Annotated in this window: 7 protein-coding genes and 2 pseudogenes; 7 read left to right on the forward strand and 2 right to left on the reverse strand. The window is 37.9% G+C overall.

Annotation, left to right across the window (positions count from 1 at the left end; genetic code table 11):
- The first annotated feature begins 1 nt into the window (after nt 1).
- From RMY16_RS01515 to RMY16_RS01545, 7 genes are all read left to right on the forward strand, one after another.
- The gene (locus tag RMY16_RS01515; RefSeq protein ID WP_322734957.1) at nt 2-4,096 is read left to right on the forward strand and encodes an amino acid adenylation domain-containing protein; all 4,095 of its coding nucleotides are present in this window, start codon (nt 2-4) and stop codon (nt 4,094-4,096) included.
- A gap of 19 nt (nt 4,097-4,115) precedes the next feature.
- Nucleotides 4,116-5,495, forward strand: coding sequence for a cytochrome P450 (locus RMY16_RS01520; RefSeq protein ID WP_322734877.1), 1,380 nt, complete (start codon nt 4,116-4,118; stop codon nt 5,493-5,495).
- A gap of 39 nt (nt 5,496-5,534) precedes the next feature.
- Nucleotides 5,535-6,869, forward strand: a complete 1,335-nt coding sequence (locus tag RMY16_RS01525; RefSeq protein ID WP_322734878.1) for a cytochrome P450 — start codon at nt 5,535-5,537, stop codon at nt 6,867-6,869.
- 14 nt (nt 6,870-6,883) lie between these two features.
- Nucleotides 6,884-8,257, forward strand: coding sequence for an MATE family efflux transporter (locus tag RMY16_RS01530; RefSeq protein ID WP_322734879.1), 1,374 nt, complete (start codon nt 6,884-6,886; stop codon nt 8,255-8,257).
- 83 nt (nt 8,258-8,340) lie between these two features.
- Nucleotides 8,341-9,210, forward strand: coding sequence for an SDR family oxidoreductase (locus RMY16_RS01535; RefSeq protein ID WP_322734880.1), 870 nt, complete (start codon nt 8,341-8,343; stop codon nt 9,208-9,210).
- 9 nt (nt 9,211-9,219) lie between these two features.
- Nucleotides 9,220-10,257 (forward strand): methyltransferase, encoded by a 1,038-nt coding sequence (locus RMY16_RS01540; protein ID WP_322734881.1) that lies wholly within the window; start codon nt 9,220-9,222, stop codon nt 10,255-10,257.
- 256 nt (nt 10,258-10,513) lie between these two features.
- Nucleotides 10,514-11,545: a sucrase ferredoxin gene (locus tag RMY16_RS01545; protein WP_322734882.1), complete on the forward strand. Its 1,032-nt coding sequence runs from the start codon at nt 10,514-10,516 to the stop codon at nt 11,543-11,545.
- Nucleotides 11,546-11,596: 51 nt separating this feature from the next.
- On the opposite strand, the pseudogene RMY16_RS01550 reads toward RMY16_RS01545, so the two are convergent.
- Both RMY16_RS01550 and RMY16_RS01555 read right to left on the reverse strand, forming a co-directional pair.
- Nucleotides 11,597-12,448 (reverse strand): annotated as a pseudogene (locus RMY16_RS01550) (IS630 family transposase); the annotation flags it as partial.
- Between the two features lie 144 nt (nt 12,449-12,592).
- A pseudogene (locus RMY16_RS01555) lies at nt 12,593-12,862 on the reverse strand (helix-turn-helix domain-containing protein); the annotation flags it as partial.
- Between the last annotated feature and the right edge of the window lie 117 nt (nt 12,863-12,979).

The following is a 12,979-nucleotide window of genomic DNA, read 5'->3' on the forward strand; positions in this document are numbered from 1 at the left end:
AATGGATAAAAAATATTCTAATTTATCACCAGCGAAAAAAGCCCTTTTAGAAAAATGGAAAGGGGGAAAACTTCAAGCTGATGTGATTCCTAAACGTCAAGATTGCCAGAATATTCCCTTATCTTTTTCCCAACAAAGGCTGTGGTTTATTGACCAGCTTTATCACGGCAGTTCGTTCTACAATATTCCTATAGCTTTTCACATACAAGGAAACCTCGATATTGCAGCACTTGAGCAAAGCTTGAATGAAGTTCTTAAGCGTCATGAAGTTTGGCGGACAAATTTTAGGCTTGTGAATGGAGAGCCAATACAAGAAATTTCTCCTCAATCTACTTGGGATGTATCTATTATTAACATAGAATATTTATCTGGTAAAGATTGGGAAGCCGAAGTTAAACAATTTGCAGCAGAGTCAGCAAAACAACCTTTTAATTTGGCTAAAGGGCTATTAGTGAGGGCTACTTTACTGCGATTGAATGAAGAAGAACACGTTTTGCTTGTGACCATGCATCACATTATTACAGATGGATGGTCTTGCGATGTGTTCCTGCGCGAACTGTCAACGCTGTATGCTGCTTTCTCAAAAAATCAACCTTCCCCCTTACCCGAACTCCCGATTCAGTATGCAGATTTTTCCATTTTGCAACGCGATCGCCTCAAAGGTGAATTCCTCGCAACCCAATTAAATTATTGGAAGCAGCAACTTCAAGGTGAACTGCCTGTACTACAATTACCTACAGACCGTCCACGCCATAACCTTACTACTTTCAGTGGTGCCAAGCAATACTTTATACTCTCTGCATCCCTAACTAATGCTCTCAAGCAATTAAGTCAGCGAGAAAACGCTACTTTATTTATGAGTTTGCTAGCAGCATTTAACATATTACTATACCGCTATACAGACCAGGAAGATATCTTAATTGGCTCTCCAATTGCTAACCGTAACCGTGCAGAATTGGAAGGGATGCTGGGTTTATTTGTTAATACTTTGGTATTACGTAATAATCTCAGTGGTAATCCCAGTTTTCGCGAACTTTTACATCGAGTACGGGAGGTGACTCTAGATGCTTATGGACATCAAGATTTGCCTTTTGAGATGCTTGTAGAAGAATTGCAACCAGAACGGGACTTAAGCCGAAATCCGCTTTATGAGGTAATGTTCGTCCTGCAAAATACTCCAGGCTGTGTAGAGGAAGTCTCTGGTTTGACTTTACGTACTTTGGAGTTTGATAGCGGTACCGCTCAACTAGACATTTTTCTATCAATGTCTGAATCTGAAGAGGGATTAGCAGGCTGTTTAGAATACAACACAGATATTTTTGAATCAGCAACAATTACCCAATTTATTAACAATTTCCAAACTTTATTAGAAAATATAGTCGCAAATCCAGAGCAGCGTCTGAGTGAATTATCCCTACTTACTGCCTCTGAGCAAGAAGAATTATTATTTAAGTTTAACCAAACTCGTGCAGATTACCCTCAAAACGTATCTCTGCATCAATTATTTGAGCAGCAAGTAGAACTAACGCCTAATTCTGTAGCACTAATTAGCGATTCTCAAGAAATAACTTATCGTCAACTGAACTATAGAGTTAATCAACTGGCACATTACTTACAGAAACAGGGTGTAACAAAAGAAACTTTGGTTGCTCTATGTTTGGAACGTAACCTAGATATGGTAGTGGGGATTTTAGCTATTCTCAAAGCTGGTGGTGCATACATTCCCCTTGACCCAAGTTATCCGGTGGAACGTTTGAATTTTATGCTCTTTGATTCCCAAGCATCGCTGTTAATTAGTAAGCAAGAAATTTTAGAAAAACTATCATTATCTGCGGCTAAAACCGTTTGCTTGGATATCGACAAAGAGGAAATTTCACAAGAAAGCTTGGAAAATCCGATTAACATTTCTGCTTGGGATTGTCTCGCTTATATTATCTACACTTCTGGGTCAACTGGAACACCCAAAGGTGTTCTTAGTACGCATCGCGGTACAGTAAACGGCTTACACTGGTTATGGAAAACCTATCCTTTCACTCTAGGCGAAGTTTGCTGTCAGAAAACAGCTATTAGTTTTGTCGATTCTGTCTGGGAAATTTTTGCTCCTTTACTTCAAGGAATTCCCACAGTAATGATCTGCAACGCAACTATACTAGACCCGCAATTGTTTATAGAATCTCTAGCACAACACAAAGTTTCTCGGATTATACTTGTACCTTCATTACTCCGACTACTTTTAGATAAGTATAGTCATTTACTTAAGAAATTAACCCACCTAAAATTCTGGATAACTAGCGGAGAAGCATTATCTGTTAAATTAGTTCAAACTTTCCGAGAATTGATGCCATTTGCAAAACTAATTAACCTTTATGGCTCATCGGAAGTTTCCGCTAATGCAACCCACTACGATACTAATTTATTACCAGAACAAGCCCACAGTGTGCCCATTGGTAGTCCAATAGATAACACTCAAATCTATGTGTTAAATCGCGATTTACAACCAACACCCATAGGAGTAATTGGAGAACTTTATCTTGGTGGTGATGGGTTAGTAAAGGGTTATTTACATCGCCCAGAATTAACCCAGGAAAGATTTATTGATAATCCTTTTATAGCCAGAGGTAAACTTTATAAAACAGGGGATTTAGTTCGATACTTCCAAGATGGTAATCTTGAGTATTTGGGTCGCCATGATGAGCAAGTAAAAATTAGGGGTTTTCGAGTAGAATTAGGTGAAATAGCAACTGCGGTCGCACAACATCCAGATGTGCAAGAATCGGTTGTAATTGCTAAGAATGATGCTCAAGGGAATCAGCGTTTGATTGCCTATGTTGTCACAGATAAGCAGGATATTAATACACAACTATTATCCTATTTACAACAGAAACTACCTAATTACATGTTGCCATCTGCTTTTATTGTAATTGATAAACTTCCGCATACACCTAATGGAAAAGTAGATAAGCGTGCGCTGCTGAGTAGTGAGATGATCCAGTCAAATACAAATAAATCCTTTATCGCCCCCCGAAATTTTACAGAATTAGCTTTAGCAAAAACTTGGGAAAATCTTCTCAATGCTAGCCCTGTTGGAGTGACGGATAACTTTTTTGACTTAGGTGGTCACTCATTTTTAGCGGTTCGCTTAATGGCTCAAATTTATGATAAATTTGAACATAATCTTCCTTTATCTACTCTTTTTGAAAACCCAACTATTGAAAAACTAGCTGCAATTGTAAGTCAACCATCTCGTAAAAGTTCTAATTCTCATCTAGTAGCAATTAACTCTTCAGGTGACAAGACACCTTTCTTCTGCATACATGGTGCTGGTGGGAATATTAGCCCATACTTTAACATATCCAGAAGCCTGGGTGAAGATTATCCATTTTATGCTTTGGAAGATAGCTTAGAACAAGATAGACCCGAAATTATTTCGGTAGAAGAAACAGCAGCTCGTTACCTGCAAGAAATTCGTAAAGTGCAACCAAATGCTCCCTATCTTCTAGGTGGTCATTGTTATGGTGGTGTATTAGCCTTTGAAATGGCAAGACAATTACATAATCAGGATGAAACTGTTGGTTTATTAGTTATTATTGATGCCATATTACCAGAAACGATAATTGAACCTACAGATGATGACGATGCTAAGTTTTTGCTTCGTATCGCCGAATCAATGAAAACCGATAGTGATGTGGATTTTTCAGTACCTTTTGAAGAACTTCGAGATTTGCCATTAACAGAAAAGTTAAATTTGATTAATAAAAAGGCAAATTTTATCTTCAGTGATGCAGAAATTCAAGATTTTCTCAATTATTATAAACTTTTCAAACTGCATGTTCAAGCAATGCGAAATTACGTTCCCCAAGTTTATCCCCAACCCATAACTATATTTAGAGCTAGTGAAGAAATAATTCATGACTTTGATAATCCAGAGTGGTCTAGTAGTGACCCTCTATTAGGTTGGGGTAAATATTCTAGTAAACCCATTAAAACTGTTGATATTTTAGGGGACCATTTCTCGATTCTCGTTGAACCTCATATCCAAGATTTAACTAAACAGTTGAAAAGATGTATTGATAATGCTGTGTGCAATCTAAATTGATAATGGCAGTAAACAAATTATGCAACTACCCCCAGGACCAAAAACTCCTTCTTGGTTAATAGGTCTGCAATTCGAGACTAATCCCTTTGGTTATATGGATGCGATTTCCAAACGTTATGGTGATATTGTCACTCTCATGTATGGTTCCACACCAATAGTTTATGTAAGCAATCCGTCAGGAATCAAGGAAATTTTCACAAATACCAAAGAAATTATTGCAAAGGGTGATTTGAATCGAGATTTCGTCTTAGGGACAGGAGAAAAAGGAGTCCTTCAACTTGATGGTTTAATTCACAGAAATCGACGCAAAATATTAATGCAGACTTTTCATGGAGCGCGGATGCAAGCCTGTGGAAAACGGATCTGTGAACTTACGGAAAATATTATTGGTCAGCAGACAGTTGCAAAACCTTTCATCGCATACTCAAAAATAGAAGATATTACCTTAAAAGTAGGTATAGAAGTTGTTATGGGTTTAGACAAAGGAGAACGTCATGAAAAAATTAAGCATTTATTTACCTCCGTTCTGAGATTAAATGTACAATCGCTAATAGATAAGATTCTGCTTACTATTTTTGGAGAAAGAGATTTAGGTCGGTGGAGTCCACACGGTTATTTTCTCCACCTTCGACAAGAACTTTTCCAATTACTATCGACAGAAGTTGAAGAACGTCGCAATCAATTAGACTTTTCACGCACCGATATGCTTACCGATCTTATCTTTGCAGAAGATGAAACAGGTCAACCACTAAGCAATGACGAAGTGCGTGACCTTTTATTATCTCCCATATTTGCGGCTGGTGATGCTTCCGGAACTGCGATCGCTTGGGCTTTGTACTGGATTCATCGTTTACCTGCTGTGCGATCGCGTTTGCTATCAGAACTCGACAGTTTCGGCGAAAACCCAGACCCCATGAGCATTTTTACACTACCATACTTAAGCGCTGTTTGTAATGAAGCTTTGCGAATTTACCCAACTCAGTTATTTGCATTTCCGAGATTGGTAGAGTTTCCCATCAAGTTAATGGGCTACGATTTGAGTCCCGGAACAATACTAATTGCTAATATTTATTCGACACATCAACGTGAAGATTTATATTCACAACCAAAGGAATTTCAGCCAGAACGCTTTTTAGAAAAACAATATTCTCCCTACGAATTTCTACCTTTTGGCGGTGGTTCTCGTGTGTGTATCGGCGGAACTTTTGCCCTATTTGAAATGAAACTGATATTAGCAACTATTCTTTCACGTTATGAATTAGAGTTAGTCAGTCAGCGTCCAGAACGTCCCAAATTTGGAGGTCTGATTTGTTATCCTGCTAGCGGTGTGAAGATGGTCGTGCGCGGTGTGCGTCAAAATAAAGTACAGTCACAGCCATCGGTTCTCGGCTTAGTTTAAAACCGAATTAATTATTTAACATTTATCAGAAAAATACTAATGAAACTACCTGATGGGCCAAAAACTTCTCCCCGATTACTCAGTCAATTTGAGACCGATCCCCTTAGCTTCATGGATACTATGGGCGATCACTATGGCGACATTTTCACTATTATGGCTGATTCGATACCGCTAGTAATAGTCAGCAACCCAGAAGGGATGAAGCAAATTTTTACCAATGCTAGAGAGATTATAGCTTCTGGAAAGTTAAATCAAGGTGGAGAATCAATAGTCGGGAATAACGGGTTGCTCGCACTAGATGGGTTGCGTCACAGAAATCGTCGTAAGTTATTGATGTCACCTATGCGCCAAACTCAGACACAAGAGTACGGACAGCGTATCTGTAAAGTAACAGAAAAAGTAATGAATCAACTAACCTTAGGTAAATCTTTTCTAGCTTACCCTACTATGCAAAAGATTACCTTAGAAGTAGTTTTGCCATCATTATTTGGCTTACATGAGGGAGAGCGTTATGAGCAATTTCGACAACTGTTTTCTAAACTAATAAGTTATGCGAGGTCTCGCTGGTTAGATATATCTCTGTCCTATCCCGTTCTAAAGAGGGATTTGGGTCGCTGGAGTCCTTGGGGATACTGGCTTCATTTACAACGACAATTTGACAAACTACTCCATGCCGAAATTGAAGAACGTCGCCAACAAGTAAACTCTTTGCGTAGCGACGTATTATCAGAATTGGTGTTTGCTTGCGATGAAACAGGTCAACCAATGACCTATGAATATATACGAGATTTGTTTCCATCATTGCTATTTGGTGGTCAAGATGCTTCAGCCACTGCTATAAGTTGGTCTTTATACTGGATTCATAGTACACCTGGAGTTCGCGAACGATTGTTAGAAGAACTTGATAGTCTTGGTGAGTTCCCAGAGCCTGGGAAGATTATTGCATTACCCTACCTGAGTGCTGTTTGTAATGAATCCCTACGAATTTATCCAACTCAGGTTGTTACATTTCCACGGCTTGTAGAATCATCAATTGAAGTAATGGACTACAAATTAGAACCAGGTACAGTAGTAAGAGGATGTATATATTTAACTCATCAACGGGAAGACTTATATCCACAACCAAAGCAATTCAGACCAGAGCGCTTTTTAGAAAAAGAATATTCACCCTATGAATTTCTCCCATTTGGTGGTGGTGCTCGCCGCTGTCCGGGTGAGCTATTAGCATTTTTTGAAATGAAACTAGTATTAGCAACAATTCTCTCACGTTATCAATTAGTATTGGCAGAGAAAAAAGTAGAGAAACCTAAGGCTAGGGGTGTTAACTATCCTCCAGCTAGTGGCTTGAAAATGATAATGCTTGGGTCACGGTAATACATAAATAAAAAATGATTTTACAAAAACAATCTCAAATAAGAAATGAAATCCTTCAAGGTAATCTCTTAAAACTGATGTTCAAGTTATCAGCCCCTGGCATTCTAGTAACGCTGCTGAGTAATATAAATGCTTTTATTGATGCTCTATTTGCAGGTCAGTTTATGGGAGAAACAGCTATTGCTGGCATATCTCTAGCTCTACCACTTACTGAGATCATAGATGGTTTTGCTTTCTTAGTGGGAACAGGTTCAGCTTCTGTCCTGAGCCGAGCTATTGGTGCAGGAGATATAAAAACTCAGTCCAAAATATTTGGCAATTTAATTATAATGGGTATGTTTATATCCTTTTTTATTACTATAATTGGTTATAGCTTTAGTTACGAACTAATTAAATTCATGGGAGGAGATGGTCAAGTAGCTTTTGCCGGGTCTGAATATTTTAAAACTTATATATTAGGTTCAGTATTTTATATACTAGCAGTAGCTTCTAACCAACTTATTAAGTCAGAAGGTAAAGTTAGATTAGCTATGACTTTTGCCGCAATTTATGTGATTATTAATATAATTTTAAATCCTATATTTGTTGTAGTTTTTCATTGGGGTATACAGGGAATTGCTCTTGCTACTGTTATTGCCATGATAGGTTTTTGCTTAATAAATTTTACATATTTTTTGTCTGCAAAAAGTTCCATTCCAGTTAATCCTAGAAAATTTGCCATAGCAATAAATTTACTTCCTGGAATTTTATCAGTGGGAATATCAGCGCTACTCGCTAGTGTTATGGACTTAGTTCAAAGTTTTATTGTTTTTAAATCTATCTCTTATTTTGGAACAAAGAGTGATATTGCCTTCTACGGAGCAACACTAAGATTAACTTCATTAGCATTCATTCCTTTAAATGGATTTGTTCAAGCATTACAACCAGTCATTGGCATAAATTATGGAGCCGGAAATTATGAGAGACTCAAAAAGGCTTATTTTATTTTTACTATTTCTGTGACTGCTTTGGCTGTATTATTTTGGTTACCAATGCAATTATCACCAGAAATACTTTTAAGTTGGCTATTGCCAAATTCAACTTTCACAAACAATGATTTACTTAACTTTCGTATACTTAGTTTATTAATACCAATAATGGCTTTTGTTCCCTTTGGTTCAGTTTTTTTTCAGTCTATAGGAAAGGCAAAAACTGTCTCTATAATAATTATTCTACACAGTATAGTTTTATTTATTCCATCAATGATAATATTATCAAAGTTCTTAGGTGTTAACGGTGTGTATTATGGAATGGTCACAACACATTTGTTGCTTATAATTATTGCACTTTCATTAACATTTGGTGAGTTCAAAAAGATGAATACAATATCAAAGAATAATCATTGTTAAACTATTAATACACTTACAATTGTATTGATTTTAAATTGTAGTTCTCATCCTATGCACATATATTCACCATAAAGGTCATAAAAATGCTTCTAAAACAAAAAGGTGCTATCGTAATTACAGGAGCATCAACAGGTGTGGGCAGAGCAGCAGCTCTTATGCTTGACAAAAAAGGATATCAGGTGTTTGCATCAGTCCGTAAAGAAAAAGATGCAGAATCTCTCAAGAGTGATTCCTCTGAGAATTTGACACCAATCTTCATGGATATTACAAAAACAGAAGAAATTAAATCTGCGGCAGATGTTGTTTTAAAATCTCTTCATAATGAAGGATTAGTAGGATTAGTAAACAACGCGGGTCTGTTAGTTGATGGGCCACTGGAGTTTATTTCACTTGACGATCTGAGATGGCAATTTGAAATCAATGTTTTTGGGCAAATAGCTGTAACACAGGAATTTTTACCATTAATCCGAAAAGCTAAAGGTCGGATTATTAATATCGGCTCTGTCGGAGGAGTATTGTCTGCACCGTATGTCTCTGCTTTATGTGCTTCCAAATTTGCATTAGAGGCATTTAATGATGCTTTGAGAATAGAATTACATCCTTGGGGAATCGAAGTTATCTTAATTGAACCAGGCTCAATTGCGTCTGCGGCTCCGGATAAAGTAGAGGAAAGCTTTAGAAAAAATTTTGCCAATATGTCACCTGATGCCAAAGCAATGTATGGAGATAGATATAAACTTTTTGTAGAAGGTTTAATTAAATCAAATCGTGAAGGAATGCCGCCGGAGCAAGTTGCAGATGCAATTATAAAAGCTTTAGAAGTTAAAAAGCCTAAAACACGTTATTTCTTGTCTAACGATCAGTTAGATTTAATGCTTGAGCTAATGCTTAAAAAATTCGGACCAGACCGTAGTTATGATGCAATGATTCTAAAAAGTTTGAAAGTAATTTAGAGGAAAATCATGGTTTTATCAGAGTTTAATCCCAGCACAGTTCAGTCTCCATTGGACATGGAAGAATGGATACATGCCTACCAGGTTTCGCGGTGTATCTATGTTATTGCAAAACTTGGCATTGCTGATTTGCTCAAAGATGGTTCTCAGCACTGCGATGCTTTAGCCGCTGCAACAAATACCCACAGCGATACCCTTTATCGAGTGTTACGATTTTTGGCTGGGATCGGAATTTTTGCTGAGACACAACCCCGATGCTTTAAACTCACTCCACTAGCAGATTGTCTGCAAAGCAATGTTCCTGGCTCTGTAAGGAGTACAGCAATCCTTCGTGGCGAGGAGTATTACCATAAACCCTGGGAAAATTTAATGTATAGTGTCCAGACAGGAGAAAGTGCCTTTCAACATTTGTATAGCATGGATTTGTTTGAGTACTTGGAGAAAAATTCTGTTGCAAGAGAATTGTTTCACGATCATGCTTTTATGTCAAAAGAGGTATCTGCTCCATACGTAGAGGCTTATGATTTTTCATTAATTGGCAAGCTAGTTGACATTGGTGGTGGCACAGGTCAGTTGCTTGCTGCTATCCTCAAAGCTAACCCCACTATGACAGGAGTGTTGTTCGATCTCCCAAAAGTGATCGATCAAGCCAAGAATTTGTGTGAATTAGCATCTGTTAACCATCGCTGTCAACTGATAGGGGGTAGCTTTTTTGAGGCTATCCCAGAAGGAGGAGATGCTTATCTACTCAGGGAAGTTGTTCATCTCTGGGATGATGAGCGAGCTATCTCCATTCTTAAGCGCTGTTATCAAGCCATGAGAGAACAAGGGCGATTGTTATTGATAGAAAAGGTAATACCCCCTGGAAACGAGTATTCTTTTAGCAAGTTAGTAGATATCCACATGTTGGTGATGTGCTCTGGTGGACGTGAGCGTACTGAAGGTGAGTTCCAAAACTTGTTTGAATCTGCCGGGTTCAAACTCACCAAAATTATCCCCATAAATGAAGACTGCATCATTGAGGGAGTTAAAATAGATATCAATTAATAGTCAATAGGCTATTTCAATTAGACACACTCAAGCTGCTTTTTAAAATGAAATAGCCCCGGATACTAAGGCTATTTCATTCTAAAATGTCAACGTTTTATGTTGGTCGGTTAATTCTCGCAAAATTGACTTTTCTGAGGGCTACGTTCAATTGCTAAATTGTTGTCTTGCCCAAAAATATTTATGTAACCCAGACAGATGTGTTTCTCAGTATTATCTCGTAGCCTTTTTTAAAAATCAAATCTGATTTTTATATATGCAAACTCAACACACTCACCAATTCCTCACAACAGACTGTCGTTTTTGTTCACTGGTTTCTAAAGCCAATGGAGAAGACCCAATTGGCACAGCAGGTACTTACGACCATTGGTTGATTATAGAAATTCCACAACCTTGGCCGCAAGAAATTTTTGAGAAAAATCCAACTATCAAGTCATTGACGGGTTTATTCCAAGAGTTAGTTTTTGAGCATGAGATCAAATTGAGACCAATGCTAATTGCTCCTGACCGCGAGTACTCTCGTCCTGGCTTCACCCGTGTGTTGTACTACTATCGCCCTGCAAAGCTGTTTTCTCAGTTTGAAAAACAGGAGTTTGTTGTTCCAGAAAACGAAGCTGCTGCTTTAGTAAGAGCAATATTCAAGCAGTTAATACAACAAACCAACGATTTATCGCAATTTCAGCAATATCAACAACAAACAAGTGACATTCGTGAACTGATGATTTGCACCCATGCTCAAGTTGACCTTGCTTGTGGCAGATTTGGGACTCCCATATATCGAAAATTACGTAAAGAATATGCTCCTGCTTCCAACGGAAAGTTAAGAGTCTGGCAAACAACTCATTTTGGCGGTCATCAGTTTGCTCCTACCTTAATTGATTTACCTCAAGGCTGCTTGTGGGGACATCTAGAGCCAGAGGTATTGGATTTACTGGTGCAGCGAAATGGTTCAGTCTTTGGTGTACGTCAATACTACCGAGGATGGACTGGTTTAAGCAAATTTGAGCAAATAGCCGAGCGCGAAATTTGGATGCAGTCTGGGTGGAGTTGGCTTAACTATTTGAAAGCGGGAAAAGTAGTGACGATGGAAGAAGTCGCTGAAGGGAAGGAGCCTGACTGGGCAGAAGTTCGGATTGATTTTGCAGACCCAGATAGTAGTACAAAAGGTGCCTATAATGCCAAAATCGAAGTCTGTGGAGAAGTGATGACAGCATTGAACTCAGCAAAAGAAATCGAATTAGAAGCAGTAAAGCAGTATCGCGTTAGCCATTTAGCTAAGGTTGAGTAAATAAATGACTTCACAAAAACAATTTCAAATTAGGGGTAAGCTAATCAGCATTTAAGCTGCAACATAGCTGAAATTACCTTTATGTTTGATGTTCCGATGCCACTTAATCACTAACTCGCCTTGATTCAACAGCTTATCTAGCAGTGAGTTTAATTCATCTACTGATTTAAACAACCGATGAGCAATATATTCTTTGCATGAATGCCAAACTAACTCGATAATATTGTAATCAGGACTGTAAGCAGGCAGAAATTCTAAAACGAAATTGGGAAACTCTTGAGATATCTTAGCCAGAATATCTTTGCGTTTATGAAAACTAGCATTATCTAAAATTAAAATAATCTTTGGCCCATACTTAGCAAAATCTTCACCAAGGTTTCCTTTACTTATCCACTCTTGCTTAATTAATTCATTTAATTGTTGTAATTGCTCGTAAAAAATATCTGCATTACCTTTTTTCACGAAAAAGCATACCCGTTTTCGGTCTAATTCTCGGATTGCTCCCATCACATTAACCCTACCACAACGCCGTTGCCCTGGAACATTTTTACGTTTTCCTTTTTTACCCCAATTCTTCCGGCGAATTACTCGTAAACTAAAACCGCTTTCATCCCAAAACCATACCTGCAAACGCTCTGGCTGTTCTCGTGCTATTGATAAATATTGAGCAAGTTTTTCTTTAAACTTAGCTCTTTCGATTGGGTCTTGTTTATCTTCTAGGTCATATTTAGCCCAGATATAACTATACTTTTTTCGCTTTAATATCCTCCTGACTTGAGAGCTACTTAAATCAATGCCTGTCTTCTCGGTTAAATATGTAGCTAATCTTTCTGCTGTCCATTTTCCAAATTCGTAACCTAACTCTGATGGTGATTGCTTAACAGTTTTTAATAACAGTTCAATAAGCTAATGCGCCTACAAATTGCACAACATTCGTTGAGGCAGTCAAGAGTCCAGAGTCAAGAGTCCAGAATAAACCTTGACTCTGGACTTTTGACTCTGGACAGCCCTGATGAATAATTATGCAATTTAAATGCGTAACAGCTTATATTCAGGCGTAGCTTTTCGGTAATGCTCGTATTCTCTTTTATTATGTAAAGTCTCTAAATCATCTGGATCGCCATGCATACACCAGTATGCTACTGTTCTGTGCGAACAGCCTAAAAATTTAGCAATTTCGTGTTGCGGTTTCCCATCGTTCTGGAGCAGAATAATTAAAATTCTTTCCCTGACGTGGGGTTGCTCGCTCTCTTTTAGAGCTTGCTGTAAGGAGCTAACTTGTTCTGGCGTTAAAAAGTTCTTGGCTGGGGGCGGCATCGTTGCTTTTAAACGGCTTCATTTTCTTATTATGCAACTTAAGTGCCGATTAGCTTATTAGTATCATTGGAACAGAAAACTGGGTTAAGCATTATTACATATATAATACAAATTTAT

Origin of the sequence: Nostoc sp. DedQUE12b, assembly GCF_034530835.1 — a bacterium.
Taxonomy (GTDB): Bacteria; Cyanobacteriota; Cyanobacteriia; order Cyanobacteriales; family Nostocaceae; genus Nostoc.